This window comes from Nocardioides aquiterrae, from assembly GCF_039526625.1.
Classification (GTDB): Bacteria; Actinomycetota; Actinomycetes; order Propionibacteriales; family Nocardioidaceae; genus Nocardioides; species Nocardioides aquiterrae.
Genome location: NZ_BAAAJE010000004.1, coordinates 104778 through 129068 on the forward strand (window position 1 = coordinate 104778; position 24291 = coordinate 129068).

Consider the following 24291-nt stretch of genomic DNA (forward strand, 5'->3'; position numbering starts at 1 on the left):
CCGGGAGCGTCGAACACGTCACACTGCGTAGCCGAGCGCAGCACTTGTTCCTATCGTTCGCACCATGACCGATCACGGGACCGTCGAGGGCGGGCTGGACGAGCCGGGCGAGCTCGAGCCTGCGCAGGGCTCCCTGGACCTGGCGTCCCCCGAGGACCGCTGGTCGGTGGCCGACTGGGAGCGCGAGGCCGCCGCCGTGCTGCGCAAGGCCCGCCGGATGACCGACGAGGACCCGGACGCGCTGGTGTGGGAGAAGCTCAGTCGCGCCACGCTCGACGGCATCGCCGTCACCCCGCTCGGCACCGCCGCGCTGCTCGAGGGCGTCGAGGCGCACGGCCGCCCCACCCGCCAAGGGGACTGGGACGTCCGGGCCCACGTCGACGGCCGCGACCCGAAGCTCGGCAACGAGGAGGCGCTGGCGGACCTCGACGGTGGCGTCACCAGCCTCTGGGTGACCGAGGCCGCCGACCTGTCCACGCTGCTCGAGGGGGTGCTGCTCGACCTCGCGCCCGTCGTCCTCGACGGGAGCGACCCGCAGGCCTTCCTGACCTACGCCGCGGGTCGCGAGCTGCACGCCGGGACCAACCTCGGCGTGCCCGCTGCCGACGCCACCGCCGACCTGGGCCGGCAGGCGCAGGAGCGCGGCATCCGCGCCTTCGTCGTCGACGCCACGGCGGTGCACGACCGCGGCGCCTCCGACGGCCAGGAGCTCGGCTGGTCGATGGCCGCCGGCGCGGCGTACCTGCGGACGCTCACCGAGGCCGGCCTGTCGGTCGACGAGGCCGCCGCGCTGGTCGAGTTCCGGTACGCCGCCACCGACGAGCAGTTCCCGACGATCGCCAAGCTCCGCGCCGCCCGCCGGCTCTGGGCGCGCGTGCTCGAGATGAGCGGGGCTCGGCACCGCGAGATGCACCTGCACGCCGTCACCAGCCGGCCGATGATGAGCAAGTACGACCCCTGGGTGAACATGCTCCGCACCACGGTCGCCGCGTTCGCGGCCGGCGTCGGGGGCGCGGACGCCGTCACGGTGCTGCCGTTCGACAGCCCGTTCGGCCGGCCGGACGCCTTCGGCCGCCGGATCGCGCGGAACACCAGCCACCTGCTCATCGACGAGTCACACGTCGCGCACGTCGCGGACCCGGCCGGCGGGGCGTACGCGGTCGAGAAGCTCACCGAGGACCTCGCCGCAGTGGCCTGGGAGATCTTCGGCCGGCTCGACGACGGCACGGCCGACCTCGACGCGGAGATCGCCGAGGTCGTGGCGAGGCGCGAGCGCGAGATCGCGACCCGCACGCGGCCGATCACCGGGCTGACCGAGTTCCCGAACCTCGGCGAGCAGCTGCCGCAGCGCGACGGCGAGCCGGACCCGGTCCGCCGCTACGGCGCGAGCTTCGAGGCGCTCCGCGACCAGCCCGCGACCACCCCCGTGCACCTGGCCACCATCGGTCCCGTCGCCCAGCACACGGCGCGGGCGACGTTCGCCACCAACCTGCTCGCGGCCGGCGGCATCGCCGTCACCACGGAGGCCGGGGCCAGCCCGGTCGTGTGCGTCGCCGGCACCGACGCCGCCTACGACGAGCAGGGTGCCGAGCTCGCGGCGCAGCTGCGGAGCGACGGCGCCGAGTGGGTGATCGTCGCCGGCAGGCCGCGCGACTGGGCCGACGACTCCTGCGCGCTGGGCGTCGACGCCCTGGACTTCCTCAACCGGACGAGGAGCAAGCTGTCGTGAGCATCCCGAAGAGCTTCAGTGGCGAGCCCTGGATGTCCCCCGAGGGCATCGAGATCAAGCCGATCTACGGGCCCCAGGACCTCGAGGGGCTGGACGCGCTCGACACCCTGCCGGGTCTCAGCCCGTTCCTGCGCGGTCCGTACCCGACGATGTACACGACCCAGCCGTGGACGATCCGGCAGTACGCCGGGTTCTCGACCGCGGAGGAGTCCAACGCCTTCTACCGCCGCAACCTCGCGGCCGGCCAGAAGGGGCTCTCGGTCGCGTTCGACCTGGCCACGCACCGCGGCTACGACTCCGACCACCCGCGGGTCCGCGGCGACGTCGGCATGGCCGGCGTGGCGATCGACTCGATCTACGACGCGCGCACGCTGTTCGACGGCATCCCGCTCGACGAGATGTCGGTGTCGATGACGATGAACGGCGCCGTGCTGCCGATCATGGCGCTCTACATCGCGGCGGCCGAGGAGCAGGGGGTGAAGCCGGAGCAGCTCGCGGGGACCATCCAGAACGACATCCTCAAGGAGTTCATGGTCCGCAACACCTACATCTACCCGCCGGCGCCGAGCATGCGGATCATCAGCGACATCTTCCAGTACACCGCCGAGCGGATGCCGCGCTTCAACTCGATCTCGATCTCCGGCTACCACATCCAGGAGGCCGGGGCGACCGCCGACCTGGAGCTGGCGTACACGCTCGCCGACGGCGTCGAGTACCTCCGCGCCGGCCTGGCCGCGGGCCTGGACATCGACCGGTTCGCGCCGCGGCTGTCGTTCTTCTGGGCGATCGGCATGAACTTCTTCATGGAGATCGCCAAGATGCGCGCCGCGCGGGCGCTGTGGGCGCGGCTGGTGCGCCAGTTCGACCCGCAGAACCCCAAGTCGCTCAGCCTGCGCACCCACTCCCAGACCAGCGGCTGGTCGCTGACCGCGCAGGACGTGTTCAACAACGTGCAGCGCACCTGCATCGAGGCGATGGCGTCGACGCAGGGGCACACCCAGTCGCTGCACACGAACGCGCTGGACGAGGCGATCGCGCTGCCGACCGACTTCTCCGCGCGGATCGCCCGCAACACCCAGCTGCTGCTCCAGCAGGAGAGCGGGACGACCGGCATCATCGACCCCTGGGCCGGCAGCTACTACGTCGAGCGGCTCACCCACGACCTCGCCGAGCGCGCGTGGGCGCACATCCTGGAGGCCGAGCGGGCCGGCGGGATGGCGGCCGCGATCGAGCAGGGCATCCCGAAGATGCGCATCGAGGAGGCCGCCGCCCGCACCCAGGCCCGGATCGACTCCGGCGCCCAGAAGGTGATCGGCGTGAACACCTACCGCCTCGCCGCGGAGGACCAGCTCGACGTCCTCAAGGTCGACAACGACGACGTCTACCGCCAGCAGCTCGCCAAGCTCGAGCGGCTGCGCGCGGAGCGGGACGACGAGGACGTCCGCAGCGCCCTCGAGGCGCTCACCAACGCCGCCGAGCGCCAGACCGGCAACCTGCTCGAGCTGGCCGTCGACGCCGCCCGCGCCAAGGCCACCGTGGGCGAGATCTCCGAGGCCCTGGAGAAGGTCTACGGGCGGCACCAGGCCGTCATCCGTACCATCAGCGGCGTGTTCAGGGACACCTCCACCGAGTCCGGCAGCACGCTCGTGCAGCAGGTCCTCGACGCGACCGCGGAGTTCGAGGAGGCCGAGGGCCGCCGGCCCCGCATCCTGGTCGCCAAGATGGGCCAGGACGGCCACGACCGCGGCCAGAAGGTCGTCGTCAGCGCGTTCGCCGACATGGGCTTCGACGTCGACGTGGGGCCGCTGTTCTCCACTCCGGAGGAGGTCGCCCAGCAGGCCGTGGACGCGGACGTGCACATCGTCGGCGTCTCGTCGCTGGCCGCCGGCCACCTGGCCCTGCTGCCCGCGCTGAAGCAGGCCCTGGCCGACCAGGGCCGCCCGGACATCATGATCGTCATCGGCGGGGTGATCCCGCCCGACGACGTGCCCACGCTGCGGGAGATGGGCGCGGCCGCGGTGTTCCTCCCGGGCACCGTGATCGCCGAGTCCGCGCTCGACCTGCTGGCCCGGCTGCGCGAGCAGCTGGGGCACTGAGGCGGTTGCGGGTTTCGGCTGCTGGCAGCCGAAACCCGCACGACACGCCGACCGCAACCGGCGTGTCGTGCGGGTTCTGGCTGCTGACCGCCGAAACCCGCGCCTAGGAGAAGGCGAACACCGGCGGGAGCACCAGGGCGACCACGGCGGCCCAGGCCGGGTACGCCGGCAGGTACGTCGTCTGCCAGCGCTCCAGGTCGGCGAACGGGCGGGTCCGGCGGAGGAACCCGAGGGTGAGCCAGGCCGAGCGGGCCAGGTTCACGAGGATGACCAGGTTGAGCCCGAGGGCCGCGACCTTGTTGGGCGACGGGCCGAACTCGGCGATCCGCGCGACCATCGCGACCAGCACGACCGCGTCGACCGCGATCGCCAGCGCGACGAGGACCAGCTGGAGGGTGTCGGCCAGCCGGGGCGGCTCGAGCGGGTCGCGGGCGGACACGGAGTACAGGAGCAGCCCGAGGACCAGCACCAGGATGGCCGCCATCAGGATCAGCAGGTCGCGGTCGGCGGCGACCAGGCCGGGTCGCGCCGCGAACGCCACCAGCACCGCGGCGAGCATCAGGATCGTGAGCGGCGTGAACACCCGGGTGAGCACCGGCGCGATGTTCTCGATGACCGCCTGCTTCGCCTCGACCAGCCACGCGGCGACGAGGACGGCGCCCGCCGCCCCCAGCGGCAGCACCCACTCGACCAGGACCCGGGAGGCGTCCACGTCGATGGCCGCGAAGGCGGCCATGGTGAGCCCGACCAGCACCCCGCCGCCGAGGGCGAGCAGCGTGTAGTAGACGACCCACTCCCCGGTGAACCGGACGAGGTGCATGCGCTGCTGGTGCGACCTCCAGTCCCCGCCGGCGTACGCGACCCCGACGACGAACCAGACGACGACCGGCAGGTGCAGGATCACCAGGACGAGCGTGGCGTCGTCCGCGTCGAAGGGGTAGCTGTTCACCACGGTGCCGGTGACGACGAGCACGGCGACCAGCACGGCCGTGACGTCCGTCGACAGCGCGCGCTTCCAGGCGAAGTACGCACCGAGGAAGGGCCCGACGAGCAGGCTCGCGCACAGCGCGGCCCGCTCGGGGGCGAACGCCTCGGCAACCGCCCGGGAGACCAGTGCGGCGCCCGCCGCGAGCGCCAGGACGACCGCCAGCTCGGCGCCCGGCACTCCGGGCGGGGCGGCGGGCGGCGGCACCAGCTGCTTCCAGAGCCGCTCCGCGTGCTCGCGCGCGAACTCCTGGGCGATCGCGTCGACGTTGCCCATCCGCTTGACCGCGATGAGGAACGCCTCGTCCTCGTCGAGGCCGCGGTCCACGAGGTCCGCGACCCGGTCGCGCAGGTGGGCCTCCATCTCCTCGACGTCGGCGTCGGCGAGGGCCGGGTTGCGGCGCAGGTGGGTGCTCCAGCGGGCGATCTCCAGGTCGAGCTCGCTCATGCCGCACCGCCCGCCGGGTGGGGCGTCATCGGGTTCCAGATGCGGTCGAGCGCCTCGCTGACGACGGCCCACTGGCTCTGCCGGTCGGCCAGCGCGCGCCGGCCGTGCGCGGTGATCGCGTAGAGCTTGCGCCGGCGGCCCGTCTCGGCGGTGTGCCACGAGGACGACACGTGGCCGACCCGCTCCAGCCGGTGCAGCAGCGGATAGAGCATGCCGTCGGTCCACGACAGGCGGCCGTCGGAGAGCTCGTCGACCCGCTTGAGGATGGCGTAGCCGTACGACTCGCCCTCCAGCAGGATCCCCAGCACGAGCGGGGTGGCCGAGGCCGCCACCAGGTCCTTGTCGATCCGCATCCGAACCCTCCCGATACCTAGATGTACAAGGTAAGCGTACCCCTAGCAGTTCTAGGGATGGCGGCTCGACGCCCTAGACTCGCCGCCGTGGCGGACGTGGGCGCTCTCCTCGAGGGGATCAGGGCGGGCCGGCGCGCCGCCGTCTCGCAGGCCATCACCCTCGTGGAGTCGACCAGCGCCCGGCACCGCGACCAGGCCCGCGAGCTGCTCACCCACCTCGAGCAGCGCGACGCCGTGCGGGTCGGGATCAGTGGGGTGCCCGGCGTCGGCAAGTCGACGTTCATCGAGGCGCTCGGCACCCGCCTGACGGCGGCCGGCCACCGGGTCGGCGTGCTCGCGGTGGACCCGAGCAGCGTGCGGACCGGCGGCTCGGTGCTCGGCGACAAGACCCGGATGGCCCGGCTCGCCACCGACCCTCATGCGTTCGTGCGGCCCTCGCCGAGCGCCGGCACGCTCGGGGGCGTCGCCCGCGCGACCGTCCAGGCGATGGCGGTCCTCGAGGCCGCGTCGTACGACGTCGTGCTCGTCGAGACCGTCGGGGTCGGCCAGTCCGAGGTGACCGTGGCCGGCATGGTCGACACCTTCTTGTTCCTGACCCTGGCCCGCACCGGCGACCAGCTGCAGGGCATCAAGAAGGGCATCCTGGAGATCGCCGACGTGATCGCCGTGAACAAGGCCGACGGCGACCGCGAGCAGGAGGCCCGGGTGGCGGCCCGCGACCTGGCGGGCGCGCTCCGGCTGGTCCGCGGCCGGTCGGAGTGGGCGCCCCCCGTGGTCACCTGCTCGGCGCTGGAGGAGACCGGCGTCGACGACGTGTGGGACCGGGTGCTCGAGCACCGCGCCAACCTCGGCGCCGACGGGCTGGCCCGCAAGCGGGCCGAGCAGCAGCTGGAGTTCACCTGGGCGCTGGTCCGCGACGAGCTCGACCAGCGGCTGCGCCACTCGCCCGCGGTCAAGGCCATCCGGTCCGAGTTGCGCGAGGCCGTCCTCGCCGGTGAGCTCCCCGCGACCGTCGCCGCCGACCGCATCCTCGCGGCGTACGACGCCGGCTGACCGGGTCGGACCCCCGGCCCGACCCGTCTGGACCAGCGGGGCCCATTCCGCCGTTTGGGGAGCCCCGTCCGAGCTTCCCGCGTATCAGGGACGCATGCCCCGTGCTCTCGGGACACCGGGCCGCCAACACTGGCGCCCTCATCGAGACAATTCGGAGGAAGCACATGCGTCGTACCCCCTTGATCCCGGTGGCCGTGGCAGCACTCTCGCTGCTGGCCACTGCGCTCGCCCCCGCGGCGAACGCCGCTGACGGCACGCTCGTGGCCGACGGGCTCGTCTCGCCGCTGAAGGTGGCGGTCGCCACCGACGGCACCGTGTACGTCACCCAGAACTTCGCCGGTCTCCTGACCGAGGTGGCACCCGGCGGGGACCCCGAGGTCATCTACGCCGACGAGGCGCACCGCGAGATCGGCGGCGTGTCGGTCTCGGGTGATGTCGTCACGTTCACGGCGACCGGTGGCCCGACCGACGCCGCCGTCTACACCTACACCCCGAACGGCGACGGCTGGGACCAGGCCGAGATCGCCGACACCGGCCTGTACGAGAAGACCCACAACCCGGACGGCACGCGCACCTACGGCATCCGCGGGCTGTCGAAGGCCTGCAAGCGGTCGATCCCGAAGGACAACCGCGAGGGCATGGTCGCCTACGGCGGCATCAAGGACTCCCACCCCTACGCCACGACGACCGTCGGTGACACCACGTACGTCGCCGACGCCGCCGGCAACGACATCCTCGCGGTCGGCCCGGGCGGCGAGATCAGCACCCTCGCGCTGCTCCCCCCGGTGAAGGCCACGGTCACCAAGAAGCTGCGCAAGGGATGGGGCCTGCCGAAGTGCACCCAGGGCAAGACCTTCAAGGGCGAGCCGGTGCCGACCGACATCGAGGTGGGCCCCGACGGCAACCTCTACGTCACCACGCTCGGCGGGCGGCTCGGCGAGGTCGCGCCGGTCGGCTCGGTATACCAGGTGGCCCTGGCCACCGGCACGGTCACGCTCATGAAGGGCGGGCTGTACACGCCCACCGGCATCGCGATCTCGCCGACCGGCACGGCGTACATCTCGCTGCTGTTCCCGGGCGTGGTCATGCAGCAGCCGCTCGGTGGGGACGCATCCCCGCTCGCCGAGGTCCCGTACGCGGCCGACGTCGAGTACGGCACCGGCGGCGTCTACGTGACGTCGGCCGACCTGGAGGGCGACCCGGCCGATCCGCACGGCCAGGTCCTGCTGTTCCCGGCCGGCGGCTGACCGCCGGTCGAACGTGGTGCGGGCCCCGGGTGACCGTCCGGGGCCCGCACTGTCGTCTCCGGGCGAACCGCGGGTGAACTAGGCTCGACCCCGATGCCAGAACTCCCGGATGTCGCAGCGGTGATCGACGCCACCGTGGACGAGCACGCGGCCGAGCTCATCGGGCTGCGCCGCGACCTGCACGCGCACCCGGAGCTGTCGTGGCGGGAGATCCGCACCACCGCGCTCGCAGAGTCCTGGCTGGCCCGGACGGGCTGGCGGGTCAGCCCGCTCCCGCGCACCGGCCTGATCGCCGAGATCGGCGACGACGGACCGACGGTGGCGCTCCGCGCCGACCTGGACGCACTGCCGGTCCCGGACCTCACCGACGACCCCTGGTCCAGCACCGTCGAGGGTGTCACCCACGCGTGCGGCCACGATGTCCACACCTCGGCACTGGTCGGCGCCGCGGTGGCGATCGCGCGGGTGCACGAGCTCGGGCAGCTGCCCGGCCGGGTGCGGTTGCTCTTCCAGCCCGCGGAGGAGGTGATGCCCGGGGGAGCGCTGGCGCTGATCGAGCACGGTGCGCTCGCCGGCATCGACCGGATCTTCGGGCTGCACTGCGACCCGAGCCTGGACGTCGGGAAGGTGGGCCTGCGCGAAGGCCCGATCACCGGCGCCGCCGACCACCTCGAGGTGACGCTGACCGGCTCGGGCGGGCACACGTCCCGGCCGCACCTCACCGAGGACCTCACCTACGCGCTCGGGAAGGTCGTCACGGAGCTGCCCGCGATCCTGTCCCGGCGCCTGGACCCGCGCGCCGGCGTGAGCGTGGTGTGGGGCATCGTCCGGGCCGGCTCCGCGCACAACGTGATCCCCGCGACCGGCCGGATCGGCGGCACCGTGCGGATGCTCGACGCCGTCGCCTGGTCCGAGGCCGAGAAACTGGTCCCGGTGCTGGTCGAGCAGATCGTCGCGCCGTACGGCGTCACCGCGCAGGTCGACTACCAGCGCGGCGTCCCGCCGGTGGTCAACGACGTGGAGTCGATCGTGCTGCTCGGCCGCGCGGTCGAGCAGGTCGTCGGTCTCAGCGGCCACGTGCCCACGCAGCAGAGCCTGGGCGGCGAGGACTTCGGCTGGTACCTGGACCGGGTCGCGGGTGCCATGGGCCGCCTGGGCACCCGGACGCCCGGCGGCCGCACGTACGACCTGCACCAGGGCAACCTGCGCGTCGACGAGCGCGCGGTCGCCGTCGGCGCGAAGGTGCTGGCCCACGCCGCCGTGGCGGCGCTGACCGGCTAACCCTTGCGGTAGGGGATGCCGTCCGCGGCCGGCGGCCGCGAGCGGCCGACCAGGCCGGCGACCGCGAAGATCGTCACGACGTACGGCAGCATCAGCATGAACTGGCTGGGCACCGGGGAGCCGATGACCGACAGCACGCCCTGCAGGTTCGTGGCGAACCCGAACAGCAGCGCGGCCAGCGTCGCCCGGATCGGGTCCCACTTGCCGAAGATCACCGCGGCGAGCGCGATGTAGCCGGCGCCACCGGTCATCTCCCGGTTGAACTGGGGGACCGAGACCAGGGTGTAGAAGGCGCCGCCCATGCCGGCCACCGCGCCCGCGATCAGGATCGTGCGGTAGCGGGTCCGGTTGACCTTGATGCCGACCGTGTCGGCGGCCGTCGGGTGCTCGCCGACGGCGCGCACGCGCAGGCCCCACCGGGTCCGGTACAGGGCCCAGGTGATGAGGGCAACGGCGATGTAGAGCAGGTAGACGACGGCCGTCTGGCGGAAGAAGACCGGACCGATCAGCGGGATGTCACCGAGGACCGGGATGGCGATCCTCTCGAACCGCGGCGGCGAGTTCAGCGAGGCGGCGTTCGGGGCGAGCACCTGGGTGAACATGAAGCTGGTGAGGCCGATGACCAGCACGTTGAGCACGACGCCCACGATGATCTGGTCGACGAAGTAGGTGATCGCGAAGAGCCCGAGGATCAGGGCCACCAGGGTGCCGGCCGCCATCGCGCCGATCAGCCCGGCCCACGTCGAGTCCAGCGCGGAGCCGATCATCGCGGCCGCGAACGCGCCCGCGAGGAGCTGGCCGTCGATGGCGATGTTCACGACACCCGAACGCTCGCCGAGCACGCCGCCCAAGGCGCCGAAGACCAGCGGCACCGCGAGGGCCAGCGACCCGGACAGGAGGCCGACCACGGGGATGGTGCCGCCCGTGGCGGCCCAGGTCAGGAAGCCGATCATCCACGCGACGGCGTACAGGATCACCAGCCAGATCGGCGTGCGGCGCCGGCGCCGGTAGAGGAGGATCGACCAGGCGGCGCACAGCGCGCAGACGACGACCATGAGCCACGCGGTGAGCGTGGACGGCACCGTGACCGTGGGCAGCTGGGCGAAGTCCGAGGGCGCCGCGAGGCGGAACGTCGTGTGGCCGGAGTCCGGCCAGATCGCGACGATCAGCAGCAGGCCGAGCGTCAGCACGCCGAGGAGGACCGGGGCCTTGCGGTCGACGACGGTCGTGACGCCCGCGATCGGCGTCTCGTGCAGCGGGACGCTGGTCTCGCCGGTGGGGGTGGTCACTTCGCCTCCTTGGCGGGCAGCCGGAAGATGGTCCGGACCAACGGCGGCGCGGCGAGGAACAGCACGATCAGGGACTGCACCACGAGCACGATGTCGACGGGGATGTCCTGGGAGGCCTGCATCGTGAAGCCACCGGCCTTGAACGCACCGAACAGGATGCCGGCGGCGAGGATGCCCAGCGGCCGCGACCGGCCGAGCAGGGCGACGGTGATCGCGTCGAAGCCGATCCCGGCGTCGAGGTCGACGGTGACGCCGCTGGTGACGGTGCCGAGCACCTGGTTGGCGCCCGCGAGGCCGACGAGCGCGCCGGCGATCAGCATCACCGTCACGTAGATGCGGCTGACGTTGATGCCGGACGCGCGTGCGGCCTCGGGGTTGATGCCCACGGCGCGGATCCGGAAGCCCAGCGACGAGCGCTCGAGCAGCCACCACGCGAAGGCCACGGCGACCAGCGCGAGGATGAAGCCGAGGTGCAGGCTGTACTGGTCGCCGAGCAGCTTCGGCAGCTGAGCGGACTCCTTGGCGGGCAGCGACTTCGGGTTGAACGAGTCGGGCGCCTGCAGGAGGCTCTGCTGCGACAGGGCGAAGAAGACCAGGTAGTACGCCACGTAGTTGAGCATGATCGTGACGATGACCTCGTGGGCGCCGGTGCGCGCCTTGAGGAGGCCGGCGAGGCCGGCCCACAGCGCGCCGGCGACCATCGCGGCGACCAGCGCCAGCGTCAGGTGGAAGACGGCCGGCAGGTCGAACTGGTAGGCGACCCAGCCCGCGGCGGCGCCCCCGAGCAGCATCTGCCCGCGACCGCCGATGTTGAACAGGCCGGCCCGGAAACCGACGCCGACGCCGAGGCCGGCCAGGATCAGCGGCGCGGCGAACTTCGCCGTGTCCGTGAGCGGCCGGATGCCCTGGTCGAACGACGTGGCGTTGGTGTTGTAGACCGAACCGCGGAACAGCGCGGTGTACGCGCCCCAGATCGCGTCCCAGGTGGCCTGGAAGAAGTCGCCGGGGCGGGCGCCGATGTAGCCGGCGGTCTCGCGCACGTGCTCGTCGGTCGCGGCGATCAGCACCGAGCCGACCAGGATCGCGAGGAGCACGGCGAGGACGCCGGTCAGCACGCTCCCGGCCAGGATCTCCCGGAGGGCGGCCCGCCAGCGGTCCTGCTCCGGGGCCTGCTGCCCCTTCTCCGGTTCGGTGGGTGGGTGCTGCTCGGTCCCGACAGCGCTGCTCACGCGTTCGCCCCTTCCGGACGCTCACCGGTCATCATCAACCCGAGCACGTCGCGCGGGGTGCCTGCCGGGACGATACCGACCACGCGGCCCCGGTAGACCACCATGATGCGGTCCGCCAACGAGACCACCTCGTCCAGCTCGGTCGACACCACCAGCACCGCCATCCCGGCGTCGCGTCCCGCGACGATCTGCTTGTGGATGAACTCGATCGAGCCGACGTCGACGCCGCGGGTGGGCTGCGCGGCGACCAGGAGGTTCACGTCGCGCGACAGCTCGCGGGCGACGACGACCTTCTGCTGGTTGCCGCCGGAGAGCTGGTCGGCCAGCGCCGTGGCGCCGGGCGCGCGGATGTCGTACTCCTCGAGCTTCTCCTCGGCGAACTCCTCCAGGCGGCTGAGCTGGAGGGTGCCGTGGCGGACGAACGGCTTGCCGTGGCTGCGGTTGAGCATCAGGTTCTCGGCGATCGTGAACTCGCCGACCAGTCCCTCGGCCTGGCGGTCCTCGGGGATGAACCCGACGCCGGAGTCCAGGATGTGCCGGACCGAGCGGCCGACGAGCTCCTCGCCGTTGAGACGGATCGAGCCCTCGACGTGCTCCTGGAGCCCGAGCAGCGCCTCGGTGAGCTCGGTCTGACCGTTGCCCTGCACACCGGCGACGGCGAGGATCTCGCCGGCGCGGATCGTGAAGCTCACGTCGTCGACGTGGACCCGCCCGGCCGCGTCGATGACGCGCAGCCCCTCGACGGCCAGGGTCTCCGCGCCGGGCTCCTTGGGCTCCTTGTGCACGGTCAGCTCGACGGGGCGGCCGACCATGAGCGAGGCGAGCTCCGCGTTCGTCGCGGTCGGCTCGGCCTCGCCGACGACCTTGCCGAGGCGGATGACGGTGATCTTGTCCGCCACCTCGCGGACCTCGCGCAGCTTGTGCGTGATGAAGACGATCGCCTTGCCGGACTCCTTGAGCCCGCGCATGATCTGCATGAGCTCGTCGGTCTCCTGCGGCGTGAGCACGGCCGTGGGCTCGTCGAGGACGAGCACCTGCGCGTCGCGCGAGAGCGCCTTGATGATCTCGACCCGCTGCTGGACGCCGACGGGGAGGTCCTCGACGAGCGCGTCGGGGTTCACGTCGAACCCGAACTGCTCGGAGATCTCCCGCACCCGGCGGCGGGCGGCCTCGAGGTCGAGGGCACCGGCGAAGCCGGTGGTCTCGTTGCCGAGCATCACGTTCTCGGCGACGGTGAAGACGGGGATCAGCATGAAGTGCTGGTGGACCATCCCGATGCCGGCGGCGATCGCGTCGCCGGGCCCGGAGAAGTGCTGGACGACGCCGTCGAGCTCGATCTCGCCCTCGTCGGCCTGGTAGAGGCCGTAGAGCACGTTCATCAGCGTGGACTTGCCCGCGCCGTTCTCGCCGAGGAGGGCGTGGATCTCACCCGGCTCGACGGTGAGGGAGATGGCGTCGTTGGCGACCAGCGATCCGAACCGCTTGGTGATGTCGCGGAGGACGAGCTTCATGGGACGGCATCCTAGGGGTGCGTAGGCGGCCCGAGAACGAAAGGGGGAAGGCCGGCTGGAGCCGACCTTCCCCCTCTCGGTGGGATTCAGCGGTACTGCGTCGTCAGATCCGGGATCAGGCCGGGTTCAGGTAGGAGTTCACCGGGATCGAGCCGTCGATGATGCCGGCCTTGATCTCGTCGAGCTTGCCCTGCAGGTCCGGGTTGACCTTGCTCTCGAAGTTGTGGAACGGGGCGATCCCGACGCCGTCGTTCTCGAGGGTGCCGACGTACGGGGTGAAGTCGAAGTTGTCGCCGTCCTTCGCGGCGGACATGATCGCCTCGTAGGTCGAGATCTTCATGTTCTTCAGGACCGAGGTCAGGATGACGTCCTGGGTGTTCGGGTCGGTCTCGAACACGTCGGCGTCCACGCCGAGCATCGCGATGTCCTTGCCGGAGTCGGCGATCGCGGTGAGGGCGCCCTGGTAGATCGGGCCGCCCACCGGCAGGATCACGTCGGCGTCCTGGTCGATGATCTGCTTGGCGGTGTTGGTCGCCTTCTCGTTGGCCTCGAAGCCACCGGTGAACAGGCCGTTCTTGCCGTCCCAGCCGACGACCTTGACGCTCTTGCCGTTCTCCTGGTTGTAGTAGTCGACGCCCTGCTTGAAGCCGTCCATGAAGATCGTGACGGTCGGGAAGGGCATGCCGCCGTAGGTGCCGACGACGCCGGTCTTGCTGTAGTCGGCCGACGCGTAGCCCGCGAGGAACGCGGCCTGCGCGGTGTCGTACAGCAGCGGCTTGATGTTCGGCTCGTCGGCCTTGCCGTCGAAGGTCTGCCCGTCGTCGCCACCGTCGGCGGCGTCGTCGATGAGGACGAACTTGATGTCCGGGTTCGCGGCCGCGGCCTCCTTGGTCGCCGCGGCGAGCGCGAAGCCGACCGTGACGATGGCGTCGCAACCCTCGGAGACGAGGCTGTCGATGTTCGGCGCGTAGTCGTTCTCGCTGTTCGACTCGACGGCCTTGAAGTCGGTGCCGAGCTCGTCGGCGGCCTGCTGCACGCCCTCGTAGGACAGCTGGTTGAACGACTTGTCGTCGAAGCCACCCGCGTCCGAGACGATGCACGGCAGGAAGTCCGAGGCCGCGGGGGTGCTGCCGCCGTCGCTGCCGCCGCCGGACTCGTCCGGCGCGCTGCCACACCCGGCCAACAGGGCGGTGGCCAGCAGGGCTGCGACGCTGCCGCCTGCGGCCTTCCTCAACTTGTTCACTATGTGCCTCCAGAAATCTTCGCCCGTCGGGTACGGCGCGACAGTCGGTCACCGTACCGAATGACGTGCGGCCGGCAGACCGTTACGCGGGAAAGATTGTGTAACGGTTAGGGTGTCGCCGTGGTGGCTACCGACCCCGAGCGGGACGCGGACTGGACCGCGCTCCGAGCCGCCGCGGACGACGCGGCGACGCACGCCTACGCGCCGTACTCCGGGTATCGCGTCGGTGCCGCCGCGCGGGTCAGCGACGGGCGCGTGGTCGCGGGCTGCAACGTCGAGAACGCGGCGTACGGGGTCACGCTCTGCGCCGAGTGCGGCCTGGTCGGCGACCTGCACCTGGGCGGAGGCGGCCGGCTGACCCACTTCGTGTGCGTGAACGGCGACGGCGACGTGATCATGCCCTGCGGGCGCTGCCGGCAGCTGCTCTTCGAGAACGGCGGTCCGGACCTCCTGCTGTGGACGGTCTCCGGCGTGCGGACCATGGCCGAGGTGCTGCCGGACGCGTTCGGCCCCGAGGACCTCGCCTGACCGCGCCGGGCCTTAGGGTGCGGGCATGCCGATGCAGCACGACGCCGTCGAGGTGATCTCCGCCAAGCGCGACCAGCACGAGCTCTCCGACAGCCAGATCGACTGGGTGATCGACGCCTACACGCGCGGTGCAGTGGCCGACGAGCAGATGTCGGCGCTCGCGATGGCGATCCTGCTCAACGGGATGAACCGGCGCGAGATCTCCCGCTGGACGAACGCGATGATCGCGTCGGGGGTGCGGATGGACTTCTCCACGCTCTCGCGGCCGACCGCGGACAAGCACTCGACGGGCGGCGTGGGGGACAAGATCACCCTGCCGCTGGCCCCGCTGGTGGCTGCGTGCGGCGTCGCCGTACCGCAGCTGTCCGGCCGGGGCCTGGGCCACACCGGCGGCACGCTGGACAAGCTCGAGTCGATCCCGGGCTGGCGGGCGCTGCTGTCGAACGAGGAGATGATGGCGCAGCTGGAGTCGGTCGGCGCCGTCGTCTGCGCGGCCGGCGACGGGTTGGCGCCGGCGGACAAGAAGCTGTACGCGCTGCGCGACGTGACCGGCACGGTCGAGGCGATCCCGCTGATCGCCTCGTCGATCATGTCCAAGAAGATCGCCGAGGGCACCGGCGCGCTGGTGCTCGACGTGAAGGTCGGCACCGGTGCGTTCATGAAGTCGATCGACGCCGCTCGTGAGCTCGCCGAGACGATGGTCGCGCTGGGGCAGGACGCCGGCGTGCGCACGGTCGCGCTGCTCACCGACATGTCCACGCCGCTCGGCCGCACCGCCGGCAACGCGATCGAGGTCCAGGAGTCGGTCGACGTGCTCGCCGGAGGCGGTCCCGCCGACGTGGTCGAGCTGACGCTCGCGCTGGCCCGCGAGATGCTCGCGGGCGCCGGCCGGTCCGACGTCGACCTCGCCGACGTGCTGGCGTCCGGACGGGCGATGGACGCGTGGAAGGCGATGATCCGCGCCCAGGACGGCGACCCGGACGCCCCGCTGCCGCAGGCGCGCGAGTCGCACGTGGTCACCGCGCCGTCGGCCGGCGTGCTGACCCGGCTGGACGCGATGGCGGTCGGCATGGCCGCGTGGCGGCTCGGCGCGGGCCGCGCGCGCAAGGAGGACCCGGTGCAGGCCGGCGCCGGCGTGGTGTGGCACGCCCGGCCGGGCGACGCCGTCACCGAGGGCGCCCCGCTCTTCACGCTGCTCACCGACGAGCCGGCCCGCTTCGACCGCGCCCTGGAGTCGCTCGAGGGCGGCTACGACATCGCCCCCGCGGACACGCCGTTCACCCCCGCCCCCCTGGTCATCGACCGCGTCGGCTAGCGCGAGTCGGCGCTACTGCAGGTCCGGAAGGCGCCGAGTCGGCGCTACTGCAGGTCGGGAAGGCGCCGAGTCGGCGCTACTGCAGGTCCGGCGTCTGCATTGGCGCCGACTCGGCGGTCCTGGCGTCTGCATTGGCGCCGACTCGGCGTCAGACCAGCAGCAGCACGACGGTCTCGGCGACGCAGGCGGGCTTGGCCTCGCCGTCGATCTCGATGGTGTGGCGCAGGATGACCTGCTTGCCCGACGGGAGGTCGGTGACGTCGCCCAGGGTGACCGTGGAGCGGATCCGCTGGCCGACCTTGACCGGGTTCGGGAAGCGCACCTTGTTGGCGCCGTAGTTGAGCTTCGCGCCGGGGGTGTCGAACGCGAACACCTGGCTGCCGAGGTAGGGGACCAGCGACAGCGTCAGGTAGCCGTGCGCGATGGTGCCGCCGAACGGGCCGGATGCCGCCTTCTCCACGTCCACGTGGATCCACTGGTGGTCGCCGGTGGCGTCGGCGAACCGGTTCACCCGCTCCTGGTCGATGGTCAGCCAGTCGGACGTACCGAGCTCCTCGCCGCTCGCGGCGGCGACCTCGTCGAGGGAGTTGAACACGCGCATGACCCTGGAACCTAGCCGGTTCTGACAGGATCCCTGCCATGACCCCGACCCTCGACCAGATCCGCAGGGCGCCGAAGGTCCTGCTGCACGACCACCTCGACGGCGGGCTGCGTCCTCAGACGATCATCGACCTCGCCGCCGAGGTCGGCCACGTGCTGCCGAGCGTCGACGGGGCGATGACGGCCGAGTCGCTGGGCCGCTGGTTCGGCGAGGCGAGCGACTCCGGCTCGCTGGAGCGCTACCTCGAGACCTTCGACCACACGGTGGCGGTGATGCAGACCGTCCCGGCGCTCACCCGGGTGGCCCGCGAGGCCGTCGAGGACCTCGCCGCCGACGGGGTGGTGTACGCCGAGATCCGGTACGCGCCGGAGCAGCACGTCAACGAGGGGCTGACCCTCGACGAGGTCGTCGCCGCCGTGCAGGAGGGCTTCGACCAGGGCGTCGCGGCCGCCCGCGGGCGGATCGTGGTCCGCCAGCTGCTCACCGCGATGCGGCACCGGGCCCGCTCGATGGAGATCGCCCAGCTCTCCGTCGCCTGGCGCGACCGCGGCGTCGCCGGCTTCGACATCGCCGGTGCGGAGGCGGGCTACCCGCCGACCCGCCACCTCGACGCGTTCGAGTACCTGCAGCGCGAGAACGCGCACTTCACGATCCACGCGGGGGAGGGGTTCGGCCTGCCGTCGATCTGGCAGGCGATCCAGTGGTGCGGCGCCGACCGGCTCGGCCACGGCGTCCGGATCATCGACGACATCACCGTCCGCGACGACGGGAGCGTCGAGCTCGGGCTGCTGGCGGCCTACGTCCGGGACAAGCGCATCCCGCTCGAGATGTGCCCGTCGTCGAACCTGCAGACCGGGGCCGCGACCTCGATCGCCGAGCACCCCATCGGGCTGCTGACCCGGATGCGCTTCCGGGTGACGGTCAACACCGACAACCGGCTGATGAGCCGCACGTCGATGAGCCACGAGATGGCGGCGCTGGCGGAGGCGTTCGGGTACGACCTCCACGACCTGCGCTGGTTCACCATCAACGCGATGAAGTCGTCGTTCCTGCCGTTCGACGAGCGGCTGGCGATCATCGACGACGTGATCAAGCCCGGGTACGCCGCGCTCGTGACCGAGGCCGGGACGTGAGCATCCACCTCGCCCCGACCGTCCTGCTGCTCGTCTCGGCGGCCGTGGTGCTGCTGGTGGCGCTCGGGCTGGTGCTCAAGGGGCGGTCGGTCCGGCGGACCGCCGCGGGGTTCCGCGAGCGGGCGGTGACCACCCGGGCGACCGTGACCGCGCTGGAGGCCAAGGACCTCAGCTTCGGCACCGAGCCGGACACGCGGTACTTCGCCCGGGTCAGCTTCGTGCCGGCCGGCGCCGGGGAGCCCGTGGACGCGCTGACGCTCACCGACCTGCCGACGCCGCCCCCGCGGGTCGGTGAGGAGATCGAGGTCGCCTACGACCCCGAGCACCCCGAGCGCGTCGACGTCGCGGCGACCGAGGGCCGCGCCGAGGGCGCCGGCCGCACCTGGTTCGTGCTCGCGTCCCTGCTCGGGCTGGTCGCGCTCGGGATCGCCGCCGCCTGGCTGGTGCTGGTCCTCGTCGTCTGGACGAGCTAGCTGGGCGTCACCGGCTCGGGCAGGATCGCCCACCAGGCGTGGTCCCAGCCGGCGAGGCCGAGGCGCGCCCGGGCGAACTCCTCGCGTCCGACGTCCCGGAGGTGGCCGGAGGCGGGCTCGAAGAAGCGCAGCCGGTCGCCCTCCTCGCCGAGCGCGAGCACCACGTGGCGAGGCAGCCAGGTGCTGCCGATGTAGACCGGCACCGGCCTGCGCCGCCGGGTCGCCGCGAGCACGGCGTCGTACCCGGAGGCGGGTGACGTGCGGATCCAGCGCACGTCGCGGTCGCCGAGCTGACGCGCGACCGCCCAGGGCGGCGTGCCGAGCGCGCGCGGCCAGGGCACCTGCAGGCGGCCGCCGTCGACCGGGCCGGTGACCCGCCGGTGCATCGCGAGGACCTCCTCGCGGAACCGGTCGGCGACCGACGGCGCCGCGCCGATGTACTCGCCGTACGCGTGGTCCTCGATCATCCGCGCGACCACCAGGCAGGTGGCCCCGCAGGACACCCGGTCCGGTTGGACCAGGCGCTCGCGGAACACCCGCTCGGGCCAGTCCTCGGTCACCGGTGCGGCTCCCTCCCGAGCAGGCCGTGGACGGCGGCGTACGCCTCGTCGGGGTGCACCGCCCGGCAGCCGAGTGCCACCGCGTGCGCGACCACGCGCTGCTGGTCGCGCATCAGGGCGACGCCGCGCCGGAGCAGGACCGCCGGTGGCTTGCGGCGCTCCCGCAGGTCGCGGGTGAGCCGGCGCCAGAACGTCACCATCGGATGCTGGCGCACGCAGTACGCCGCGGCCAGCAGCCCGGCGGCCCGGGCGTGCGGCACGATCTCCTGCGCGAAGATCCCCTCGGCCACGAACAGCTCCTGCCCCTCCAGGTCGAGGGTCTGCCACCCGCACCGCCCGTCGTGGGCGATGTCGTAGACGGGCACCTCGGCGCGGCCGGTGCGGCACAGCTCGTCGAGCGCGGCCATCGCATCGTCGAGCAGCCAGGACGCCGGGTCGTCCCAGTCGACGATGCCGGCGTTCGCGCCCTCGGTGATGAGAGGAAGGGTGGGGTCGCCGGCGCTCTTGTAGAAGTCGTCGAGGCGCAGGACCGGGAGGCCGATCCGTTCGGCGAGTCGCGACTTGCCGGACCCGGACGGTCCGGCGAGGACGATCAGCCGTGCGCGCACCGACCCATTCTGCCCGGTCCGCCGCCGGGGTGTCAGGGCAGGTCGGCCACGCTGCCGGTGACCTCGAGCAGCGCCGCGCGCACCTGCTCCGGGTCGGTGGGCTCGAGTGCCGCGACGCCGATGCTCACCACCCGGTCGCGGTCGTCGGTCACCACCAACTCGGACTGGCCCAGGTCGTCGTCGCGGACGAACCCGCAGGCGTCGTAGCCGGCCGGGTTGTCCACCGAGGGCCGGTACGTCGAGCCGGGGGCGGCGCCGCGCAGCCGGTCGCAGGCGGCGTCGTACGCCTCGCCGACCTGGACCACCAGGATCGTGCCCTGCGCGCTGGTGGCGAGGCACCCACCCCGGTCCTCGACCGGCTCGGCGGCGTCCCAGCCGAGCGACGTCAGCACGGCGGCGGGGATCACGGACCCGCAGGCGCCGGTCTCGGGGTCGGCGGTCCCCGTCGGTGGTGCGCCGCTCGTCTCCGGCCCGGTGGGTGGCGCCGTCGCCGACGACTCCTCGTCGCCGCACCCGGCCGCGAGTGCGGCGGTCAGGACCGCGGCGGACAGCAGGGCGAGACCGCGCCCGAGCAGGGTCGACATGGTCGGAGCGTCCCCGGCCGGGTGGGGAGCGAAACCCGAGGTTTGGCCCGCGGGCGGGCAGGGGCATAGGGCCGAGGTGTACTACGACCAGGTCGAGCAGAACGGCGATCCCGTCTCGGTCGAGGTCGACGCTCGCGGCAGGTTCGCGGACGTGACGCTCGCCGGGCTGGACGACGGTCTCCGGGACGCGGCGATGCTCGCCGACGCCTTCGACACCGCGTACGCCGCCGCTCTCGTCGCCCACGCGCCGCGGGCGCCCGAGTCGCTGGCCGGCGCGCGTCCGGCGGGGCCGGTCGTGCTGGGACGCCCGCCCGCGCCGGACCCCTCCGGCGGGCCGCACTGGGACCTGATCGACGCGGGCGGCGGTGGCACGGGCGAGCTGAGCCCGGTCGGGACCTCGGACAACGAGTGCCTGCGGGTCCGGCTCGAACCGGCCGGCAGCCGCGGCCGGCTCGTCGACATCGACCCCGGCTGGCTGCGGCAGGCCCCGCGGACGGCCGTGGTCGCCGCCGTCCACCAGGCATTCGCCGACGCGTACGGGAAGAGGGACCATGGGTGACCTGAGGGCCGACACCGACAAGCTCCGCAACGCGGCCAAGATCTGGACGGAGTGCTCGACCGACACCGCGACGGTGCACCAGAACCTGCTGCCGGCCGTCGGCCAGGGCAGCAAGTTCGGCGTCCTCGCCGGCTCGAGCGGGGTGTCCGACAACTACGACATCTGGATCCAGGCGATGGCCGATGCCGCGGAGACGGGCTCGAAGAACTTCGCCTGGCTCAGCGCCGCGCTCACCGCCATCGCCGACACCTACGACGGCACCGACGCCACGGTCGCCGAGTCGGTGGAGTCCCTCGACAGGATGATCTGACATGGCCGACCCGACGACCTTCGCCGAGCTCTGGGAGCAGTTCTGGCAGGAGTGGGACGAGTTCAACAAGGACTGGTCGAACGCCTGGAACCACTGCACGGACATCATCGACGACGCGCTGAGCGGCATCGGCGGGTTCCTCAACGGGATCTGGCCCGGCGAGAGCGCCGCCGAGAAGGCCCTCGACAAGTGGAACAACGAGATCGCGCCGGCCCTCAACGACGGCTACCGGAAGATCTACGACGAGATCACCAAGCTCGTCAACGACCTCGCCGGCAGCCCGATGGACCTCCAGCTGTACGCCGAGACGTTCTCCTCCGCCAAGGCCGACCTGTTCAAGCAGCGGGCGTACGACGAGGCGTCGGCCGCGATCGCGGGCTCCTGGGGCGGCGCGGCCTTCGAGGCGTACGAGCCCGTCGCCACCAAGCAGAACGCCGCGCTGGAGCTGCTCGGCGACGCGCTCGACGAGGGCGGGAAGCTGACCAGCGCCGCGGCCGCGAAGATCCTCCAGGTCTGGGCCGACCTGGTCTACCAGTTCGCCACCTTCTACGCCGACATCATCGCGGTGCTCTCCTCGGCGACCAGCGCCGAGAACATCATCAGCTTCGAGGTGCCCAGCCTGCTCACCGCCGTCGAGAAGATCGCGCGCAAGGTCGCCGACGTGGTGAAGGTCCTGGCCGACTTCATGATCAGCCAGGCCACCACCGACACCGTCGCCTGGGTGAGCCTGGCCGCCGGCAGCGGCGGCCTCGCGGGCAACGAGTGGCCGCCGGTCCCGGAGACCTCCAGCGACGCCGTCAACCAGCCCGGCGGGTGGGCGCACGCGTCGTAGCGGCGGCGCGCTCGGGTGTCGGTCAGACGCCCATCGGGTGCCAGACCGTCTTGATCTCGAGGAACGAGGTCATCGGCTCGAGGCCCGGGTCGAGGGTCCAGTCGGGCTCGGCGTCGGGGGCCCGGCGGACCCGCTTGAGGTTGTCGGCCGCGGCGACCTCGAGGTCGGTGGCGAGCGTGGTGTCGCCGGCGATCCCGGTGAGGTCGATGGCGTTGACGTCCATGTGCGCGGCCAGCCACGGCGCGATGGTCGCGGCCGCGCCGGTCAGGATGTTGACCACGCCGCCGGGCACGTCGGAGGTGGCGAGCACCTCGGCGAACGTGACCGCCGGCAGCGGCCGCTCGTACGACGACACGACGACCGCGGTGTTGCCGGTGACGATGACCGGGGCGACCACGCTGACCAGCCCGAGCAGCGAGGACCCCTGCGGCGCGAGGACCGCGACCACGCCGGTCGGCTCGGGGGTGGACAGGTTGAAGAACGGCCCGGCCACGGGGTTGGCGTTGCCGACGACCTGGGTGATCTTGTCCGCCCAGCCGGCGTACCAGACCAGCCGGTCGATGGCCTCGTCGAGCGCCGCGCCGGCCTTCGACGCGGACAGTCCCTCGGACTGCCCCAGCGCCTGGACGAACTGCGGGCGGCGGTCCTCCATGACCTCGGCGATCCGGTACAGGATCTGCGCGCGGTTGTAGGCGGTGCGGCCGGACCAGCCGGCGAACGCCTTGCGCGCCGCGGAGACCGCGTCGCGGGCGTCCTTGCGCGAGGCGAGGGCAGCGTTGGCCACGAACTTCCCCTTGCTGTCGGTCACGACGTAGGAGTGACCGGACTCGGACCGGGGGAACGCGCCCCCGATGTAGAGCTTGTAGGTCTTGCGGACGTCGACGCGACTCATCGCAGGTAGGCCTCCAGCCCGTGCCGGCCGCCCTCGCGGCCGTAGCCCGACTCCTGGTAGCCGCCGAAGGGGCTGGTCGGGTCGAACTTGTTGAACGTGTTGGCCCACACCACGCCGGCGCGCAGCTGGTGGGCGATCGACAGGATCCGGGAGCCCTTGTCGGTCCAGACCCCGGCGGACAGGCCGTACGGCGTGTTGTTGGCCTTCTCGACCGCCTCGGCCGGGGTGCGGAAGGTGAGCACCGACAGCACCGGCCCGAAGATCTCCTCGCGCGCGATCCGGTGGGCCTGCGAGACGCCGGTGAAGATCGTCGGGGGGAACCAGTAGCCCTTGGTGGGCAGGTCGCAGGCGACCTCCCAGCGCTCGGCGCCCTCGGCGTCCCCGACCTCGGAGAGCTCGCGGATCCGCTGGAGCTGCTCGCCGGAGTTGATCGCGCCGATGTCGGTGTTCTTGTCCAGCGGGTCGCCCATCCGCAGCGTCGACATCCGCCGCTTGAGCCGCTCGAGCAGCTCGTCGTACACGTTCTCCTGCACCAGCAGCCGGGAGCCGGCGCAGCAGACGTGGCCCTGGTTGAAGAAGATGCCGTCGACGATGCCCTCGACGGCCTGGTCGATCGGGGCGTCGTCGAACACGATGTTGGCGGCCTTGCCGCCCAGCTCGAGCGTGACCCGCTTGCGGGTACCGGCGACGGACCGGGCGATCGCCTTGCCGACCGCCGTGGAGCCGGTGAACGCGACCTTGTCGACGTCCGGGTGCCCGACCAGCGCCTGGCCGGTGGCGCCGGCGCCGGTGACGATGTTGACGACGCCCGGCGGGAGGTCGGCCTGCTGGCAGATCTCCGCGAACAGCAGCGCGGTCAGCGGCGTGGTCTCGGCCGGCTTCAGCACCACGGTGTTGCCGCAGGCCAGCGCCGGGGCGATCTTCCACGCCAGCATGAGCAGCGGGAAGTTCCAGGGGATCACCTGGCCCGCGACGCCCAGCGGCTGCGGGTCGGGTCCGCGGCCGGCGTACTCCAGCTTGTCGGCCCAGCCCGCGTAGTAGAAGAAGTGCGCGGCGACGGTCGGCACGTCGACGTCGCGCGACTCCTTGATCGGCTTGCCGTTGTCGAGCGACTCCAAGACGGCGAGCTCGCGGCTGCGCTCCTGGATGATCCGGGCGATCCGGTACAGGTACTTGGCCCGCTCGCGGCCGGGCATCCGCGACCACACCTTGTCGTAGGCGCGGCGGGCGGCCCGCACCGCGGCGTCTACGTCGGCCTCGTCGGCCTCGGCGACCTCCGCGAGCACCTCCTCGGTGGCCGGGCTGATCGTCTTGAACGACGTCCCGTGGCCGGGGACGAACTCGCCGTTGACGAACAGGCCGTACGACGGCTTGATGTCGACGATGCTGCGCGACTCGGGCGCGGGGGCGTACTCGAAGGGGGAACCCATGGG

At 72.2% G+C, this 24291-nt stretch carries 24 protein-coding genes; 12 read left to right on the plus strand and 12 right to left on the minus strand.

Annotated features, from left to right (window positions below):
- Positions 1-64 precede the first annotated feature (64 nt).
- Positions 65-1729: a methylmalonyl-CoA mutase family protein gene (locus tag ABD086_RS06230; protein ID WP_343906611.1), complete on the plus strand. Its 1665-nt coding sequence runs from the start codon at positions 65-67 to the stop codon at positions 1727-1729.
- Positions 1654-3825: a methylmalonyl-CoA mutase gene (gene scpA / locus ABD086_RS06235; protein ID WP_425571558.1), complete on the plus strand. Its 2172-nt coding sequence runs from the start codon at positions 1654-1656 to the stop codon at positions 3823-3825. Before ABD086_RS06230 ends, scpA begins: the two co-directional genes overlap by 76 nt.
- A 103-nt stretch (positions 3826-3928) precedes the next feature.
- Here scpA and ABD086_RS06240 read toward each other — a convergent pair whose 3' ends face one another.
- Both ABD086_RS06240 and ABD086_RS06245 read right to left on the minus strand, forming a co-directional pair.
- Positions 3929-5257 (minus strand): permease prefix domain 1-containing protein, encoded by a 1329-nt coding sequence (locus tag ABD086_RS06240; protein WP_343906613.1) that lies wholly within the window; start codon positions 5255-5257, stop codon positions 3929-3931.
- Complete coding sequence (locus tag ABD086_RS06245; RefSeq protein ID WP_343906614.1) at positions 5254-5610, minus strand: PadR family transcriptional regulator; 357 nt, start codon at positions 5608-5610, stop codon at positions 5254-5256. Before ABD086_RS06245 ends, ABD086_RS06240 begins: the two co-directional genes overlap by 4 nt.
- Positions 5611-5667: 57 nt before the next feature.
- On the opposite strand from ABD086_RS06245, the gene meaB reads away from it, so the two are divergent.
- The 3 genes from meaB (at position 5668) to ABD086_RS06260 (ending at position 9191) form a co-directional block, all read left to right on the plus strand.
- Positions 5668-6663: a methylmalonyl Co-A mutase-associated GTPase MeaB gene (gene meaB / locus ABD086_RS06250; protein ID WP_425571555.1), complete on the plus strand. Its 996-nt coding sequence runs from the start codon at positions 5668-5670 to the stop codon at positions 6661-6663.
- A 164-nt stretch (positions 6664-6827) separates the two neighbouring features.
- On the plus strand, positions 6828-7910 hold the full coding sequence (locus ABD086_RS06255) for a ScyD/ScyE family protein (protein WP_343906616.1): 1083 nt from the start codon (positions 6828-6830) through the stop codon (positions 7908-7910).
- A gap of 93 nt (positions 7911-8003) precedes the next feature.
- Positions 8004-9191 (plus strand): amidohydrolase, encoded by a 1188-nt coding sequence (locus ABD086_RS06260; protein ID WP_343906617.1) that lies wholly within the window; start codon positions 8004-8006, stop codon positions 9189-9191.
- Here the strand turns inward: ABD086_RS06260 and ABD086_RS06265 are convergent.
- The 4 genes from ABD086_RS06265 to ABD086_RS06280 form a co-directional block, all read right to left on the minus strand.
- The gene (locus ABD086_RS06265; protein WP_343906618.1) at positions 9188-10480 is read right to left on the minus strand and encodes an ABC transporter permease; all 1293 of its coding nucleotides are present in this window, start codon (positions 10478-10480) and stop codon (positions 9188-9190) included. The two genes, ABD086_RS06260 and ABD086_RS06265, sit on opposite strands and share 4 nt — an antisense overlap.
- Positions 10477-11709 (minus strand): ABC transporter permease, encoded by a 1233-nt coding sequence (locus tag ABD086_RS06270; protein ID WP_343906619.1) that lies wholly within the window; start codon positions 11707-11709, stop codon positions 10477-10479. The genes ABD086_RS06265 and ABD086_RS06270 overlap by 4 nt, the downstream gene beginning before the upstream one ends.
- Positions 11706-13220 (minus strand): ABC transporter ATP-binding protein, encoded by a 1515-nt coding sequence (locus ABD086_RS06275; RefSeq protein ID WP_343906620.1) that lies wholly within the window; start codon positions 13218-13220, stop codon positions 11706-11708. Before ABD086_RS06275 ends, ABD086_RS06270 begins: the two co-directional genes overlap by 4 nt.
- Positions 13221-13335: 115 nt before the next feature.
- Positions 13336-14463: a BMP family lipoprotein gene (locus ABD086_RS06280; protein WP_343906621.1), complete on the minus strand. Its 1128-nt coding sequence runs from the start codon at positions 14461-14463 to the stop codon at positions 13336-13338.
- 123 nt (positions 14464-14586) lie between these two features.
- Here ABD086_RS06280 and ABD086_RS06285 point away from each other — a divergent pair, with 123 nt between their 5' ends.
- Entirely contained in the window at positions 14587-14991 is a 405-nt protein-coding gene (locus ABD086_RS06285; protein ID WP_425571560.1) for a cytidine deaminase, read from the plus strand.
- A 25-nt stretch (positions 14992-15016) separates the two neighbouring features.
- Complete coding sequence (locus ABD086_RS06290; protein ID WP_343906623.1) at positions 15017-16306, plus strand: thymidine phosphorylase; 1290 nt, start codon at positions 15017-15019, stop codon at positions 16304-16306.
- 148 nt (positions 16307-16454) lie between these two features.
- Here ABD086_RS06290 and ABD086_RS06295 read toward each other — a convergent pair whose 3' ends face one another.
- Positions 16455-16907: a MaoC family dehydratase gene (locus tag ABD086_RS06295; protein ID WP_343906624.1), complete on the minus strand. Its 453-nt coding sequence runs from the start codon at positions 16905-16907 to the stop codon at positions 16455-16457.
- Between the two features lie 38 nt (positions 16908-16945).
- Here ABD086_RS06295 and ABD086_RS06300 point away from each other — a divergent pair, with 38 nt between their 5' ends.
- Together ABD086_RS06300 and ABD086_RS06305 are read left to right on the plus strand one after the other, a co-directional pair.
- Positions 16946-18040 (plus strand): adenosine deaminase, encoded by a 1095-nt coding sequence (locus tag ABD086_RS06300; protein WP_343906625.1) that lies wholly within the window; start codon positions 16946-16948, stop codon positions 18038-18040.
- A complete protein-coding gene (locus ABD086_RS06305) occupies positions 18037-18513 on the plus strand; it encodes a DUF3592 domain-containing protein (RefSeq protein WP_343906626.1) in 477 nt (158 codons plus the stop codon). The genes ABD086_RS06300 and ABD086_RS06305 overlap by 4 nt, the downstream gene beginning before the upstream one ends.
- On the opposite strand, the gene ABD086_RS06310 is transcribed toward ABD086_RS06305, so the two are convergent.
- The 3 genes from ABD086_RS06310 to ABD086_RS06320 are packed head-to-tail and all read right to left on the minus strand — an operon-like array spanning position 18510 to position 20265.
- The gene (locus ABD086_RS06310; RefSeq protein WP_343906627.1) at positions 18510-19073 is read right to left on the minus strand and encodes a hypothetical protein; all 564 of its coding nucleotides are present in this window, start codon (positions 19071-19073) and stop codon (positions 18510-18512) included. The two genes, ABD086_RS06305 and ABD086_RS06310, sit on opposite strands and share 4 nt — an antisense overlap.
- Positions 19070-19681 (minus strand): ATP-binding protein, encoded by a 612-nt coding sequence (locus ABD086_RS06315; protein ID WP_343906628.1) that lies wholly within the window; start codon positions 19679-19681, stop codon positions 19070-19072. The genes ABD086_RS06310 and ABD086_RS06315 overlap by 4 nt, the downstream gene beginning before the upstream one ends.
- A gap of 32 nt (positions 19682-19713) precedes the next feature.
- Complete coding sequence (locus tag ABD086_RS06320; RefSeq protein WP_343906629.1) at positions 19714-20265, minus strand: hypothetical protein; 552 nt, start codon at positions 20263-20265, stop codon at positions 19714-19716.
- 76 nt (positions 20266-20341) lie between these two features.
- Between ABD086_RS06320 and ABD086_RS06325 the strand changes: the two genes are divergently transcribed.
- Genes ABD086_RS06325 through ABD086_RS06335 form a run of 3 tightly spaced genes read left to right on the plus strand, consistent with a single transcriptional unit; the run spans position 20342 to position 21966 of the window.
- Positions 20342-20824, plus strand: a complete 483-nt coding sequence (locus ABD086_RS06325) for a hypothetical protein (protein WP_343906630.1) — start codon at positions 20342-20344, stop codon at positions 20822-20824.
- Positions 20817-21134, plus strand: a complete 318-nt coding sequence (locus ABD086_RS06330) for a hypothetical protein (RefSeq protein WP_343906631.1) — start codon at positions 20817-20819, stop codon at positions 21132-21134. The genes ABD086_RS06325 and ABD086_RS06330 overlap by 8 nt, the downstream gene beginning before the upstream one ends.
- Before the next feature lies 1 nt (position 21135).
- A complete protein-coding gene (locus ABD086_RS06335) occupies positions 21136-21966 on the plus strand; it encodes a hypothetical protein (protein ID WP_343906632.1) in 831 nt (276 codons plus the stop codon).
- A 22-nt stretch (positions 21967-21988) separates the two neighbouring features.
- Here the strand turns inward: ABD086_RS06335 and ABD086_RS06340 are convergent, their stop codons facing one another.
- Positions 21989-22858 (minus strand): aldehyde dehydrogenase family protein, encoded by an 870-nt coding sequence (locus tag ABD086_RS06340; RefSeq protein ID WP_343906633.1) that lies wholly within the window; start codon positions 22856-22858, stop codon positions 21989-21991.
- The gene (locus ABD086_RS06345; RefSeq protein WP_343906634.1) at positions 22855-24288 is read right to left on the minus strand and encodes an aldehyde dehydrogenase family protein; all 1434 of its coding nucleotides are present in this window, start codon (positions 24286-24288) and stop codon (positions 22855-22857) included. Before ABD086_RS06345 ends, ABD086_RS06340 begins: the two co-directional genes overlap by 4 nt.
- Positions 24289-24291 lie beyond the last annotated feature (3 nt).

Excerpts from the sequence above, each read along its gene's own strand:
- ABD086_RS06230 (WP_343906611.1), top strand. The coding sequence starts at position 65 with ATGACCGATCACGGGACCGTCGAGGGCGGGCTGGACGAGCCGGGCGAG.
- ABD086_RS06240 (WP_343906613.1), bottom strand. The coding sequence starts at position 5,257 with ATGAGCGAGCTCGACCTGGAGATCGCCCGCTGGAGCACCCACCTGCGC.
- ABD086_RS06245 (WP_343906614.1), bottom strand. The coding sequence starts at position 5,610 with ATGCGGATCGACAAGGACCTGGTGGCGGCCTCGGCCACCCCGCTCGTG.
- meaB (WP_425571555.1), top strand. The coding sequence starts at position 5,668 with ATGGCGGCTCGACGCCCTAGACTCGCCGCCGTGGCGGACGTGGGCGCT.
- ABD086_RS06255 (WP_343906616.1), top strand. The coding sequence starts at position 6,828 with ATGCGTCGTACCCCCTTGATCCCGGTGGCCGTGGCAGCACTCTCGCTG.
- ABD086_RS06260 (WP_343906617.1), top strand. The coding sequence starts at position 8,004 with ATGCCAGAACTCCCGGATGTCGCAGCGGTGATCGACGCCACCGTGGAC.
- ABD086_RS06275 (WP_343906620.1), bottom strand. The coding sequence starts at position 13,220 with ATGAAGCTCGTCCTCCGCGACATCACCAAGCGGTTCGGATCGCTGGTC.
- ABD086_RS06290 (WP_343906623.1), top strand. The coding sequence starts at position 15,017 with ATGCCGATGCAGCACGACGCCGTCGAGGTGATCTCCGCCAAGCGCGAC.
- ABD086_RS06295 (WP_343906624.1), bottom strand. The coding sequence starts at position 16,907 with ATGCGCGTGTTCAACTCCCTCGACGAGGTCGCCGCCGCGAGCGGCGAG.
- ABD086_RS06300 (WP_343906625.1), top strand. The coding sequence starts at position 16,946 with ATGACCCCGACCCTCGACCAGATCCGCAGGGCGCCGAAGGTCCTGCTG.
- ABD086_RS06320 (WP_343906629.1), bottom strand. The coding sequence starts at position 20,265 with ATGTCGACCCTGCTCGGGCGCGGTCTCGCCCTGCTGTCCGCCGCGGTC.
- ABD086_RS06330 (WP_343906631.1), top strand. The coding sequence starts at position 20,817 with ATGGGTGACCTGAGGGCCGACACCGACAAGCTCCGCAACGCGGCCAAG.
- ABD086_RS06335 (WP_343906632.1), top strand. The coding sequence starts at position 21,136 with ATGGCCGACCCGACGACCTTCGCCGAGCTCTGGGAGCAGTTCTGGCAG.
- ABD086_RS06340 (WP_343906633.1), bottom strand. The coding sequence starts at position 22,858 with ATGAGTCGCGTCGACGTCCGCAAGACCTACAAGCTCTACATCGGGGGC.
- ABD086_RS06345 (WP_343906634.1), bottom strand. The coding sequence starts at position 24,288 with ATGGGTTCCCCCTTCGAGTACGCCCCCGCGCCCGAGTCGCGCAGCATC.